General features: G+C 68.0%; 12 protein-coding genes. 11 read left to right on the forward strand and 1 reads right to left on the reverse strand.

Features of this window, described 5'->3' with window-relative positions; all coding sequences use genetic code 11:
* The first annotated feature begins 149 nt into the window (after positions 1-149).
* Entirely contained in the window at positions 150-1,196 is a 1,047-nt protein-coding gene (locus OG734_RS07735) for an Rv2578c family radical SAM protein (protein ID WP_330286725.1), read from the forward strand.
* Between the two features lie 12 nt (positions 1,197-1,208).
* On the forward strand, positions 1,209-1,736 hold the full coding sequence (locus OG734_RS07740) for a GNAT family N-acetyltransferase (RefSeq protein ID WP_330286726.1): 528 nt from the start codon (positions 1,209-1,211) through the stop codon (positions 1,734-1,736).
* A 22-nt stretch (positions 1,737-1,758) separates the two neighbouring features.
* Here the strand turns inward: OG734_RS07740 and OG734_RS07745 are convergent, their stop codons facing one another.
* Positions 1,759-2,340 carry an adenylosuccinate lyase gene (locus OG734_RS07745; protein WP_330286727.1) on the reverse strand — a complete coding sequence of 194 codons (582 nt, stop codon included), beginning with the start codon at positions 2,338-2,340 and terminating at the stop codon, positions 1,759-1,761.
* A gap of 408 nt (positions 2,341-2,748) precedes the next feature.
* Here OG734_RS07745 and OG734_RS07750 point away from each other — a divergent pair, with 408 nt between their 5' ends.
* From OG734_RS07750 to pssA, 9 genes are all read left to right on the forward strand, one after another.
* Positions 2,749-4,554: a 3-hydroxyacyl-CoA dehydrogenase family protein gene (locus tag OG734_RS07750; protein WP_330286728.1), complete on the forward strand. Its 1,806-nt coding sequence runs from the start codon at positions 2,749-2,751 to the stop codon at positions 4,552-4,554.
* Between the two features lie 172 nt (positions 4,555-4,726).
* Positions 4,727-5,557 (forward strand): TetR family transcriptional regulator, encoded by an 831-nt coding sequence (locus OG734_RS07755; RefSeq protein ID WP_330286729.1) that lies wholly within the window; start codon positions 4,727-4,729, stop codon positions 5,555-5,557.
* A 409-nt stretch (positions 5,558-5,966) separates the two neighbouring features.
* A complete protein-coding gene (ccrA, locus tag OG734_RS07760; RefSeq protein WP_330286730.1) occupies positions 5,967-7,310 on the forward strand; it encodes a crotonyl-CoA carboxylase/reductase in 1,344 nt (447 codons plus the stop codon).
* Positions 7,311-7,326: 16 nt separating this feature from the next.
* A complete protein-coding gene (locus OG734_RS07765) occupies positions 7,327-9,477 on the forward strand; it encodes a protein meaA (protein ID WP_443064839.1) in 2,151 nt (716 codons plus the stop codon).
* Positions 9,474-10,439 (forward strand): HpcH/HpaI aldolase/citrate lyase family protein, encoded by a 966-nt coding sequence (locus OG734_RS07770; protein ID WP_330286731.1) that lies wholly within the window; start codon positions 9,474-9,476, stop codon positions 10,437-10,439. The genes OG734_RS07765 and OG734_RS07770 overlap by 4 nt, the downstream gene beginning before the upstream one ends.
* Positions 10,440-10,444: 5 nt before the next feature.
* Positions 10,445-11,014: a MaoC family dehydratase gene (locus OG734_RS07775; protein ID WP_266863553.1), complete on the forward strand. Its 570-nt coding sequence runs from the start codon at positions 10,445-10,447 to the stop codon at positions 11,012-11,014.
* A 2-nt stretch (positions 11,015-11,016) separates the two neighbouring features.
* Positions 11,017-12,222, forward strand: coding sequence for an acyl-CoA dehydrogenase family protein (locus tag OG734_RS07780; RefSeq protein WP_330286732.1), 1,206 nt, complete (start codon positions 11,017-11,019; stop codon positions 12,220-12,222).
* 169 nt (positions 12,223-12,391) lie between these two features.
* Positions 12,392-13,048 carry a phosphatidylserine decarboxylase gene (locus OG734_RS07785; protein WP_006377315.1) on the forward strand — a complete coding sequence of 219 codons (657 nt, stop codon included), beginning with the start codon at positions 12,392-12,394 and terminating at the stop codon, positions 13,046-13,048.
* A 16-nt stretch (positions 13,049-13,064) separates the two neighbouring features.
* The gene (gene pssA / locus OG734_RS07790; protein WP_330293598.1) at positions 13,065-13,883 is read left to right on the forward strand and encodes a CDP-diacylglycerol--serine O-phosphatidyltransferase; all 819 of its coding nucleotides are present in this window, start codon (positions 13,065-13,067) and stop codon (positions 13,881-13,883) included.
* Positions 13,884-13,929: the final 46 nt, after the last annotated feature.

The raw sequence follows: 13,929 nt of genomic DNA on the forward strand, positions 1-13,929 counted from the left end.
GGGGTTCGGGCTCACCCAACCACCCCGCCGCCCGGCCACCCAAATCGGGGTGATGACTATCGAGGAGCTTCACAACACTCGAACATGCGATCGCACGATCAAGGGAACATGTGTTCTATTCTGTGGTCAGTACCAACCGAGGAGGTGTCATGCGCTGGGAGAACCTCACTGTGGAGTCCGGCTCCGGCCCGGCCGACGCCGCGTTGTTCGGCGCGGACGCGGTGACCACCCGTACCTTCGACTCCCCCGAGTTCCGCGGGATCACCTTCCACGAGATCCGGGCCCGTTCGATCATCAACCGCGTGCCGGGAGCCTCACGCATGCCGTTCGAGTGGACGGTGAATCCCTATCGGGGCTGCACGCACGCGTGTGTGTACTGCTTCGCGCGCAAGACGCACAGCTATCTGGACCTCGACACCGGTCTCGGCTTCGACTCCCAGATCGTCGTCAAGGTGAACGCGCCGGAGCTGCTCCGCCGCCAGCTCGGCTCGCGCCGCTGGCTCGGCGAGCACATCGCGATGGGCACCAACGTCGACTGCTACCAGCGCGCGGAGGGCCGCTACCGGCTGATGCCGGGCATCCTCACCGCCCTGCGCGACCACGCGAACCCCTTCTCGATCCTGACGAAGGGCACCCTGATCCTGCGCGATCTCGACCTCCTGGTGCAGGCCTCCCAGGTCACGGACGTCGGCATCTCCGTCTCCGTGGGCTTCACCGACCCCGACCTGTGGCGCACGGTCGAGCCGGGCACCCCCGCTCCGGAACGACGTCTGGACGTCGTACGGACGCTTGGCGAGCACGGCATCGACTGCGGGGTGCTGATGGCCCCCGTGCTCCCCTTCCTCAGCGACCACCCGGATCGACTGCGGGACACCGTGCGGGCGATCGCCGCATCCGGGGCGACCTCCGTGACCCCGCTGGTACTGCATCTGCGCCCCGGTGCCCGCGAGTGGTACATGGCCTGGCTCGGGCACCACCACCCGCATCTCGTGCGCCGTTACGAGCGGTTGTACGCGGAGGGCGCCTACGCCCCCAAGTGGTACCAGCGCCGGATCACCCGCCAGGTCCACGACCTGGCCCAGGAGTACGGCATAGGTCCCACGCGCGCGGGAATGCCGCGCAGGATTCCGGCGGTCGTCGAGACCGTCGCACCGGGGACGGAGGCACCCGAGCCGGTCCAGCTGACCCTTCTCTGAAAGGGTGCAGCCATGAACGACCCGCTCCTCGTCCGCGAGATGACCCTCGACGACTGCGACCGCGTATCCGAAATCCGTATCCGGGGCTGGCAGCACGCCTACAAGGACCTGATGCCGCAGCCGTACCTCGACGCCCTCGACGTGGCGGAGGACGCCGAACGTCGGCGTACCTTCTTCGTGCGGGCGGGGTCGGAGGTCGTCAACCTGGTCGCGGAGCAGGCCGGCGAGGTCGTCGGCTGGGCCTGTCACGGGCCCTACCGGGACGGCGAAATCCGCACCGACGACGCCGAGTTGTACGCGATCTACGTGGACGTCGGGCAGTTCGGCGCCGGCGTCGGACAGGCGCTGTTGCAGGAGGCGATACGCCGGTGCGCCGATGCCAGGCACCGGCGCATGCTCCTGTGGGTACTCAAGGGCAACGACCGCGCGCGGCGGTTCTACGAGCGGGCGGGGTTCGCGGCCGACGGCGCCGAGGAGCCCTTCGACGTGGACGGGGTCGCCGTACCGGAGGTGCGGTACGTGCGGGAACTGCTCGGCTGACAGTTCCCCCGGTTCCGTCAGTTCACCTCTGCTTCGGGATGCGCGCCAGCGCGTGCACCGCCGCCTCGGCGAGGGCCGGGTGCGCGAGGGCCTCGTTCAGGACCGGTGCCGCACGCCGGTCCCCCAGCGCGCCCAGCGCCTCCACGCAGGCGAGCGCCACCCGCCGGTGAGGGTCGTGCGGTCTCAGGCGGCGGGCCAGCGTGGTGATCAGCGCGGGTACGGACTCGGGGGCGCGCAGTTCGGCCAGCAGCCGGACCGGGTGCAGGGCGTAGGCGACGCGCAGTTCGTTGGTCGCGAGGGCGGCTGCCGCACGGGCCGTGCGCGGGTCACCGAGGCAGGCCAGGGCATACGCGGCGGAGGCGCAGCGCTGCGGGTCACGGTGGTTGAGGAGGAGGACGAGGGCCTCGAAGGCGCGCCGGTCCCCCGCGAGTCCCAACCGGAAGGCGGCCAACTCCCTGGCCCACAGCGGCCGTCCGGGGGCGGTGAGGACATCGGCCAGTTCGTCGAGGTCTCCGGTCGCCGCAAGGTGCTCGTACACCTTCGCGGCATCCGTCCCCGCCTCGGCCCGTAAGCGCTCCGTGAGTGATCGCAACTCTTCGTCCATGAAGCCGAGATTAGGTGCGTGGGCGGCACCGCGTGGGCAGGATCCCGGGACGTACATCACAAAACCGGGGGCTGGCGCGCTCGTTACTCACCGGTTAAGCTCAGACGAGCGAGTTACCCACTCGCCTGTTTTCCTTACTGACGACGGCCTGGTGACGCAGCCGTCGTGAGTGCGACACGGCTTGGGACAGGGCCGGTCGGACCTCACCGTTCTCCGGGCGTGTGCACGCCCGCGACCACGGCACCGGGCGTGTGCGCTCGCAGCCCGGCATCACCCGCACTCCGCACTCCTTTCCTCGCTCCCGGTGTGCCGTTCACAGGGCTCCCTGTTCGCTTCCTGTTCAGGGCGGGTCCCTTCGGCGCATCCGGGCGCACTTCCAGTCGTCACCCTCATTCCTGGAGTCCCGCGATGGCCACTCCCCTGTCCGACACCTCTTTGTCCCCGCTCAGGACCGTCGCCGTGGTCGGCCTCGGCACGATGGGCACCGGCATCACCGAGGTCCTCACCCGCGCCGGCCGCGAGGTCGTCGGCATCGACATCAGCGAGGCCACGACCGCGAAGGCGGTCGCCGCCCTGGAGACCTCGACCGCCCGCGCCGTGGTGCGCGGCCGACTCACCGAACAGGAGCGCGAGGGCGTCCTCGCCCGCTTCCGTACGTCCACCGACCTGCGCGAGGCGGCCGACGCCGACCTGGTCATCGAGGTGGCGCCGGAGTCGTACGACATCAAGCACCAGATCTTCCGCGCCCTCGACGACATCGTGCGCCCCGGGACGATCCTCGCGACCGGCACCAACGCTCTCTCCGTCACCCGCCTCGCCGCCGACTCGGCTCGCCCCGAACGCGTTCTGGGCCTGCACTTCTTCAACCCGGCGCCGGCGATGAAGCTGGTCGAGGTGGTCTCGTCGGTGCTGACCGCGCCGCAGGCCGTCGCCGCGGTCACCGATCTGGCGATCGAGCTCGGCAAGGAGCCCGTCGCCGTCGGCGACCGCCCTGGATTCGTCGCCGACGGACTGCTGTTCGGCTACCTCAACCAGGCCGCCGCGATGTACGAGGCGAAGTACGCCTCCCGTGAGGACATCGACGCGGCGATGCGGCTGGGCTGCGGTCTGCCCATGGGTCCGCTCGCCCTCCTCGACCTGATCGGCATCGACACCGCCCGTACGGTCCTGGAGGCCATGTACGCCGAGTCCCACGACCGGCTGCACGCCCCGGCGCCCGTCCTCAAGCAGCTCAGCGAGGCGGGCCTGAGCGGCAGGAAGACGGGACGCGGCTTCTACTCCTACGAGGCACCCGGCAGCGCGACAGTCGTGGCGGATGCGCACACCCCGCTCTCCGGAGCGCCAGAGACCCCCGGCCGCACTGTCCGCTCCGTCGGTGTCGCCGGTTCCGGCACGATGGCCTCCGGTATCGCCGAGGTCTTCGCGAAGGCCGGGTACGAGGTGGTCCTCGCCGCCCGCAGCGAGGAGAAGGCCCAGATCGCCAAGGCCAGGATCGGCAAGTCCCTGGCCCGCTCCGTCGACAAGGGCCGCCTCACCGCCGAGGCCGCCGCGCAGACCCTCGACCGGATCACGGCGGCGGGCTCGTACGACGCCTTCGCGGACGTCGATCTGGCCGTCGAGGCCGTCGCCGAGGACCTGGAGATCAAGCAGCAGCTGTTCGCGACACTGGACAAGGTCTGCAAGCCGGGCGCGGTGCTGGCCACCACCACCTCGTCGCTGCCCGTCGTCGCGTGCGCCCGCGCCACCTCGCGTCCCGAGGACGTGATCGGCATGCACTTCTTCAACCCGGCGCCGGCGATGAAGCTGGTCGAGGTCGTCCGTACGGTGTTGACGGCCGACGACGTCCACTCGACGGTCCGCGAGGTCTGCGTCAGGATCAAGAAGCACGCCGTGGACTGCGGTGACCGAGCCGGATTCATCGTCAACGCATTGCTTTTCCCGTATCTCAACAACGCGATCAAGATGGTGCAGGAGCACTATGCATCTCTTGACGACATTGACGCGGCGATGAAGCTGGGCGGCGGCTACCCGATGGGCCCGTTCGAACTGCTGGACGTGGTCGGGCTGGACGTCTCCCTGGCCATCGAGAAGGTCCTGCACCGCGAGTTCCGTGACCCGGGCCTGGCCCCCGCGCCGCTCCTGGAGCACCTGGTGGCCGCGGGCTGCCTCGGCCGCAAGACGGGCCGCGGTTTCCGCGAATATGCCCGCCGCTGACGGGACCGGCGACCGGTCCGGGCCCGACTTGGAACCCGAACCCGGGTTCGGAGACGAGTTCGGCCATGCGTTCGGACATGAAGGAGACTGGGGCGGACTGCTCGACCCGGCCTCTCCGCCCCCGCCCGCACCGGGCGGGGGTGATCCCGGGCGGGCGCGCCACCCTGCGCACATGCAGTACGTTCGGGTCATGTCCCAGGCCGCCAAGTCCTCCCGTACCCCAGCCACGCCCGACGCGCCGGAAAGCGCCGCGGGCAGCCGCGCCGCCGCCCAGCGGCTCAAGATGCGCCGCGAACTGGCGGCCGCGGCAATGGAGCTGTTCTCGGCCAAGGGCTACGAAGGCACCACCGTCGACGAGATCGCGGCCCGGGCCGGCGTGGCCCGCCGCACCTTCTTCCGGCACTTCCGCTCCAAGGAAGAGGCGATCTTCCCGGACCACGACGACACGTTGATCCGGGCCGAGGCGGTGCTCAACGCGGCACCCGCGCACGAACATCCGCTCGACACCGTGTGCCGCGGCATCAAGGAAGTCATGAAGATGTACGCGGCCCGGCCGGAGATCTCTGTCGCCCGCTACAAACTGACCCGCGAGGTCCCCACCCTGCGGGAGGCGGAGATCGCGTCGGTCGCCCGCTACGAACGCCTCTTCACCCGCTATCTCCTGGGCCACTTCGACGAGCATGCCCACGACGACGACTCCAACGACGACCCGTTGCTGGCCGAGGTCGCCGCGTCGGCCGTGGTCACCGCCCACAACCACGTCCTGCGACGCTGGCTGCGGGCGGGCGGCCAGGGCGACGTCGAGGCACAGCTCGACCATGCCTTCGGGATCGTGCAGAAGACCTTCGGTACGGGCATCGGAGTCGGGCGGGACACCCCGCCTCGCACGGTGCCGGCCTCGGTGGCCTCACAGGGGGAGGTACTGGTGGCGGTGGCACGGACCGACGCGCCTCTCGACGAGGTGATGCGGACCATCGAGCAGGCACTGAAGGAACGGTCGTAGAGCAGCAGAGCCGTACGGAACAGGCGGGTCGCAGATACTGCGGCCCGCCTCTTCTGTGCCCCGCGAGCGCTACTCTCCAGTAGCTTTTGATCGATCATCGCTCATTTGTTACGTAAAGATTTCATTTGAGAGCAGCTTCTGGCACCCAGTGCCTTGCAGGCTGACACGGGGTGCCATATCTTGAAGGTGTCCGGGCGGCCGGCGTGCAGAGACCATTCGTACGTCGGCTGTCCCCGCAAACCACGTGCTTGCGCCGCCCGGACGCCTGCGTCACAGGCAACCTCCCGCGCCACCACGCGCTGCCGAAGCACCAACCGCCGAACCGACGGCACGTCTCACCCAACCCTCAGCAGCACCGACGTCACCCTCAGCGTCTTCCCTCAAGACGCCATTCGCCGGAGGCAACACCGTGACCGTTAAGGACATCCTGGACGCGATCCAGTCGCCGGACTCGACTCCGGCCGATTTCGCCGCTCTGCAGCTCCCCGAGTCCTACCGTGCCATCACCGTGCACAAGGACGAGACGGACATGTTCGCGGGCCTCGAAACCCGCGACAAGGACCCCCGTAAGTCGATCCACCTGGACGACGTCCCGGTGCCGGAGCTCGGCCCGGGCGAGGCCCTGGTGGCCGTCATGGCCTCCTCGGTCAACTACAACTCGGTCTGGACGTCGATCTTCGAGCCGATGTCGACCTTCGGCTTCCTGGAGCGCTACGGCAGGCTCAGCGAGCTCACCAAGCGCCACGACCTGCCGTACCACATCATCGGTTCCGACCTCGCGGGTGTCGTCCTGCGCACCGGTCCCGGTGTCAACTCCTGGAAGCCGGGAGACGAGGTCGTCGCGCACTGCCTGTCGGTGGAGCTGGAATCGTCGGACGGGCACAACGACACGATGCTCGACCCCGAGCAGCGCATCTGGGGCTTCGAGACGAACTTCGGCGGGCTGGCAGAGATAGCACTTGTCAAATCCAACCAGCTGATGCCCAAGCCGGACCACCTGTCGTGGGAGGAGGCCGCCGCACCCGGCCTGGTCAACTCCACCGCGTACCGCCAGTTGGTCTCGCGCAACGGCGCCGGGATGAAGCAGGGCGACAACGTCCTGATCTGGGGCGCGAGCGGCGGACTCGGCTCGTACGCCACGCAGTTCGCACTGGCCGGCGGCGCCAACCCCATCTGTGTCGTCTCCAGCGAGCAGAAGGCGGACATCTGCCGGAAGATGGGCGCCGACGCGATCATCGACCGCAACGCCGAGGGCTACAAGTTCTGGGCGGACGAGCACAACCAGGACCCGCGCGAGTGGAAGCGGTTCGGCAAGCGCATCCGTGAGCTGACCGGCGGCGAGGACGTCGACATCGTCTTCGAGCACCCCGGCCGCGAGACCTTCGGCGCGTCCGTCTACGTCACGCGCAAGGGCGGCACGATCGTCACCTGCGCCTCGACCTCCGGGTTCAACCACGAGTACGACAACCGCTATCTGTGGATGTCCCTCAAGCGCATCATCGGCTCCCACTTCGCCAACTACCGCGAGGCCTGGGAGGCCAACCGGCTGGTCGCCAAGGGCAAGATCCACCCGACGCTCTCCAAGGTGTACTCCCTGGAGGAGACCGGGCAGGCCGCCTACGACGTCCACCGCAACCTCCACCAGGGCAAGGTCGGCGTCCTGTGCCTGGCCCCCGAGGAGGGTCTCGGTGTGCGCGACGCGGAGAAGCGCGCCCAGCACATCGACGCCATCAACCGCTTCCGGAACATCTGAGGACCGGAGGTCATCGATGACTGAGCGTCAGTCCACGTCTGCGCCCGAGGGCGCGCCGGTGCCGAAAGAGACGAAGACAAGGGAGCGAAGCGACCGCGGGCTGAGGAACGTCGGCACCGGCGAAGAGCGCCCTCGGGCGCAGACGCAAAAGGAAAGGGACCGGCCGTGGCTCATGCGCACGTACGCCGGTCACTCCACGGCCGAGGCGTCCAACGAGCTGTACCGGCGCAACCTCGCCAAGGGCCAGACAGGTCTGTCGGTGGCCTTCGACCTGCCGACCCAGACCGGCTACGACCCCGACCACATCCTCGCCCGCGGCGAGGTCGGCCGGGTCGGCGTGCCTGTCTCGCACCTCGGTGACATGCGCCGGCTGTTCCAGGACATCCCCCTGGACCAGATGAACACCTCGATGACGATCAACGCCACCGCCATGTGGCTGCTGGCGCTCTACCAGGTCGTCGCCGAGGAGCAGGGTGTCGACATCACCACGCTCCAGGGGACGACCCAGAACGACATCGTCAAGGAGTACCTGTCCCGGGGCACCCACGTGTTCCCGCCGGTACCCTCGCTCCGGCTGACGACGGACATGATCTGCTACACGGTCAACCACATCCCCAAGTGGAACCCGATCAACATATGCAGCTACCACCTCCAGGAGGCGGGGGCGACCCCGGTCCAGGAGATCGCGTACGCCATGTCGACGGCCATCGCGGTGCTGGACGCCGTACGGGACTCGGGGCAGGTCCCGGCCGAGAAGTTCGGTGACGTCGTCGCCCGTATCTCCTTCTTCGTGAACGCGGGTGTGCGGTTCATCGAGGAGATGTGCAAGATGCGGGCGTTCGGGCGGATCTGGGACCAGATCACGTGCGAGCGGTACGGCATCGAGGACCCCAAGCAGCGGCGCTTCCGGTACGGCGTGCAGGTCAACTCCCTCGGGCTGACCGAGGCGCAGCCGGAGAACAACATCCAGCGGATCGTGCTGGAGATGCTGGCCGTGACGCTGTCGAAGGACGCACGCGCGCGTGCCGTCCAGCTCCCGGCGTGGAACGAGGCGCTGGGGCTGCCCCGGCCCTGGGACCAGCAGTGGTCGCTGCGGATGCAGCAGGTGCTCGCCTATGAGAGCGATCTGCTGGAGTACGAGGACATCTTCGCCGGGTCGCACGTCGTCGAGGCGAAGGTGGCCGAGCTGGTCGAGGAGTCGCTCGCCGAGATCGGCCGCATCCAGGAGATGGGCGGCGCGATGGCCGCCGTCGAGTCGGGCTATCTGAAGTCGAACCTCGTCGCCTCGCACGCCGAGCGGCGGGCCCGTATCGAGTCCGGTCAAGAGAAGATCGTGGGCGTCAACATCTTCGAGTCGACCGAGCCGAACCCGCTCACGGCCGACCTCGATGCGGCGATCCAGACCGTCGATCCGGCCGTCGAGGCCCAGGTGACGTCGGCGCTCCAGGGCTGGCGCGACACGCGGTACCAGCCGCCCTTCAACCACCCGCGCCCATGCAAGGCTCTGGAGCGGCTGAAGGAGGCCGCGAAGGGCACCGACAACCTCATGGAGGCCACCCTTGAGTGCGCTCGCGCCGGGGTCACGACCGGCGAGTGGGCCGGGGCCCTGCGCGAGGTGTTCGGGGAGTTCCGGGCGCCGACCGGTGTCTCGTCCGCGCCGGTCGCGGTGACCGCCGGGGAGGGCACCGCGCTGGCGCTGGTCCGCCGCAAGGTGGACGCCACGGCGAAGGACATGGGCGTCGGCAAGCTTCGTTTCCTGGTGGGCAAGCCGGGTCTGGACGGGCACTCCAACGGTGCCGAGCAGATCGCGGTGCGGGCCCGTGACGCCGGGTTCGAGGTGGTCTACCAGGGCATCCGGCTCACCCCTGAGGAGATCGTGGAGGCGGCGGTCGCCGAGGACGTGCACGCGGTCGGCCTGTCGATCCTGTCCGGGTCGCACGCCCAACTGGTGCCGGACGTGCTGGAACGGCTTCGTGTGGCCGGTGCCACAGATATACCTGTCATCGCCGGTGGGATCATCCCCAATGGTGACGCCGAACAGCTCAGGGCTGCGGGCGTGGCCGCGGTCTTCACCCCGAAGGACTTCGACATCACCGGCATCATCGGCCGCATCGTCGACGAGATCCGGAAAGCGAACAAGCTCGACCCCCTGGAGGTCCCCGCATGACCACGCCCGTCAACCGACTGCGTCCGCGACGCTCCTGTCTCGCGGTCCCCGGGAGCAACCCCCGTTTCCTGGAGAAGGCCCAGGGCCTGCCGGCCGACCAGGTCTTCCTGGACCTCGAGGACGCGTGCGCCCCGCTCGCCAAGCCCGAGGCGCGGCACACCATCGTCAAGTTCCTCAACGAGGGCGACTGGACGGGCAAGACGAGGGTCGTGCGCGTCAACGACTGGACGACCGAGTGGACGTACCGCGATGTCGTGACGGTGGTCGAGGGCGCGGGCCCGAATCTCGACTGCATCATGCTGCCGAAGGTGCAGACCGCCCAGCAGGTCGTCGCGCTGGACCTCCTCCTCACCCAGATCGAGAAGACGATGGGCTTCGAGGTCGGCAAGATCGGCATCGAGGCGCAGATCGAGAACGCCCAGGGCCTCAACAACGTCAACGAGATCGCGACGGCCTCGCCGCGTGTCGAGACGATCATCTTCGGGCCGGCCGACTTCATGGCGTCGATCAACATGAAGTCGCTGGTGGTGGGTGAGCAGCCGCCCGGCTACCCGGCGGACGCCTACCACTACATCCTGATGAAGATCCTGATGGCCGCCCGCGCCAACAATCTCCAGGCGATCGACGGCCCCTACCTGCAGATCCGCAACGTCGACGGCTACCGCGAGGTCGCACAGCGTGCCGCCGCCCTCGGCTTCGACGGCAAGTGGGTACTGCACCCGGGCCAGGTCGAGGCGTCCAACGAGATCTTCTCGCCCTCGCAGGAGGACTTCGACCACGCCGAGCTGATCCTGGACGCGTACGAGTACTACACGTCCGAGGCCGGCGGCAAGAAGGGCTCCGCGATGATCGGCGACGAGATGATCGACGAGGCCAGCCGCAAGATGGCCCTGGTCATCTCGGGCAAGGGCCGGGCCGCCGGTATGCGGCGCACGTCCAAGTTCGAAGCCCCGGAGGCCTGAGCACCATGCAGTTCGGACGCACCTACGAGGAGTTCGAGGTCGGGGCGGTCTACAAGCACTGGCCCGGAAAGACGGTCACGGAGTACGACGACCACCTCTTCTGTCTCCTGACGATGAACCACCACCCGCTCCACATGGACGCCAACTATGCGGAGAACACGACCGACTTCGGCAAGAACGTGGTCGTGGGGAACTACATCTACTCCCTGCTCCTCGGCATGTCTGTGCCGGACGTGTCGGGCAAGGCGATCGCGAACCTGGAGGTCGAGTCGCTGAAGCACGTGGCGCCGACCTTCCACGGCGACACGATCTACGGCGAGACGACGGTCCTCGACAAGACGCCCTCCCGGTCGAAGAACGACCGCGGGATCGTCTACGTGGAGACCAAGGGCTACAAGCAGGACGGCACGCTGGTCTGCGTGTTCCGCCGCAAGGTGATGGTGCCGACCGAGACGTACATCAAGGAGCGCGGCGGCGAACAGCCCGGCCGCCCGCCCGTCTCCCACCACCACCCTCAAACGACGCCCCTGCGTGGCGACACCCCCAGTTCGCAGCTCAAGGAGCAGGAGAAGTAGCCATGGCGCGACTCGCCCAGACCGCCGGTCTGACCGACATCCAGCAGGAGATCCTGTCCACGGTCCGGGACTTCGTGGACAAGGAGATCATCCCGGTCGCGACCGAGCTGGAGCACCGCGACGAGTATCCGCAGCAGATCGTCGACGGCCTCAAGGAGTTGGGCCTGTTCGGCCTGATGATCCCTGAGGAGTACGGCGGTCTGGGCGAGTCGCTCCTGACCTATGCGCTCTGCGTCGAGGAGATCGCGCGCGGCTGGATGTCGGTCTCCGGGATCATCAACACGCACTTCATCGTGGCGTACATGCTCAAGCAGCACGGCACGCAGGAGCAGAGGGACCACTTCCTCCCGAGGATGGCGGCGGGCGACGTCCGCGGCGCCTTCTCGATGTCGGAGCCGGGGCTCGGCTCGGACGTGTCGGCCATCACCTCGAAGGCGGTCAAGGACGGCGACGAGTACGTCCTCAACGGCCAGAAGATGTGGCTGACGAACGGCGGAACGTCCAACCTGGTCGCCGTACTCGTCCGAAGTGACGAAGGACACCCGGAGGGGACCGCGCCCCACAAGTCGATGACCACCTTCCTGGTCGAGAAGGAGCCGGGCTTCGGTGAGGTCCGGCCCGGGCTCACCATCCCGGGGAAGATCGACAAGATGGGGTACAAGGGCGTCGACACCACCGAGCTCATCATGGACGACCTGCGAATTCCGGCCGATCGCGTTCTCGGAGGCGCCACCGGCCGAGGTTTTTACCAAATGATGGACGGTGTCGAGGTGGGGCGCGTCAATGTGGCGGCGCGTGGCTGCGGTGTCGCTCAGCGTGCGTTCGAACTCGGCGTCTCGTATGCCCAGCAACGGCACACTTTCGGCAAGCCGATCGCCCAGCACCAGGCGATCCAGTTCAAGCTGGCCGAGATGGCTACCAAGGTCGAGGCCGCTCATGCGATGATGGTGAATGCAGCACGCAAAAAGGACTCCGGTGAGCGAAACGACCTCGAAGCTGGGATGGCGAAGTACCTCGCCTCCGAGTACTGCAAAGAGGTCGTGGAAGACGCCTTCCGGATCCACGGCGGCTACGGCTTCTCCAAGGAGTACGAGATCGAGCGCCTCTACCGCGAGGCGCCGATGCTGCTGATCGGCGAAGGTACCGCCGAGATCCAGAAAATGATCATCGGGCGCAGGTTGCTCGAAGAGTACAAATTCCAGGGCTGATTGTCCGGTTCGGGGTGTTTTCTTGGAGAAGAAGATCACACCCCGTCAGCACTGTTCAGCCGCCGACTCCGCTTCCTGGCTTACCCAGTTGCGGCTGTGAGCCGCTACGATCGCCGGAAAGCCGCCGTCCCCTGATACCGCGCGGCATCATCCGCTACGAAGGTCATCCATGCCCCACAGCCAAACCTCTGCACCTCGCGACAGCCTGGCAGGCGTACGCCTGGCGCGCGGAGCATCGCCGTGGCTCCTCCCGACCGTCGCCACCGCAGCCCTCAGCCTGGTACGCGCGCGCAAGTCCGGCGCCGCCAAGGCCGTGGCCGTACCCGTCACCGCGCTGGCGGCGGGCATGCTGTGGTTCTTCCGTGACCCCGAGCGCGAGATCACCCAGGGCCGGGTCATCTCTCCCGCCGACGGCGTGGTGCAGAGCATCATGCCGTGGAAGGACGGCCGAACCCGCGTCGCGATCTTCATGAGCCCGCTCAACGTACACGTCAACCGCGCGCCTCTCTCCGGCACGGTGACGTCCGTCGAGCACATCCCCGGCGGGTTCGTTCCGGCGTTCAACAAGGAGAGCGAGAACAACGAGAGAGTTGTCTGGCACTTCGACACCGAGCTCGGTGACATCGAGATGATCCAGATCGCCGGTGCGGTCGCTCGCCGCATCGTCCCGTACGTCCCGCAGGGAACGAAGGTCGAGCAGGGCGAGCGGATCGGCCTGATCCGTTTCGGCTCGCGCGTCGACATCTACCTCCCCGAGGGTGTCGAGGTCGCGGTCGAGGTCGGCCAGAAGACGGTGGCAGGGGTGACTCGCATTGACCGTGATTGATCCCGAGACCCAGTGGGTGCCGGAGGCCGACGAGGTGGATGACGAGGAGGAGATGCCTCTTTCTCTCCGCCTCTCAATAGCGGACACCCTCACCCTCGGCAACGCCACCTGCGGCTTCATGGCGGTGTACTTCACCACCACCGGCATCCTGATCCCGCACCTCACCGGCAGTGACGAGTCGGGCATGGCCCGTCACTCGGCGGCGACCGCGGTGATCCTGATGCTCTGCGCGGCTGTCTTCGACCTCTTCGACGGTCTGGTCGCCCGCAAGCTGCGCTCCTCCCCCATGGGCGCCGAGCTGGACAACCTGTCCGACCTGATCAGCTTCGGTCTCGCACCGGCGTACTTCGTGCTGGTGTACGGCATGGTCGCGGACGACGCGTACCAGAAGGTGGCCGCGGTCGGTGGGATCGTCGTACTGCTCGCGGTGGTGCTGAGGCTCGCGAGATTCTCGTGCGTGACGGTGAAGGACGGCACCTTCCAGGGCATGCCGAGTCCCTTCGGCGCTCTGACGGTCGTCTCGATCGTGCTCCTCGAGCTGCCGTTCGTGGCCACGCTCATGGCCATCGTCGGCACCGCCTGGCTGATGGTGAGCCGGGTCGAGTACCCGAAGCCGCGGGGTCCGCTCGCGGTGGCGATGATCGCCTGGATCGTCTCCGGAATGGGCCTCCTGGCGGCCTGGGCCTTCGACGCCCCCGGCGGCCAGCTGCTCCTCCAGACCGGCTGCGCCCTGCAGCTCGTCCTGGGCGCGGTGATCCCGCTCTTCGCCACGGCCCGCCGGGTGAACAACTTCCGCGGCAACCGCCGCGAGGCACGGGCGGCACAGCTGCCGTAGCGGACGCAGCGACGCAGTCGTACGAAGGGCCCCGAACCGGACGGTT

Origin of the sequence: Streptomyces sp. NBC_00576, from assembly GCF_036345175.1 — a bacterium.
GTDB lineage: Bacteria > Actinomycetota > Actinomycetes > Streptomycetales > Streptomycetaceae > Streptomyces.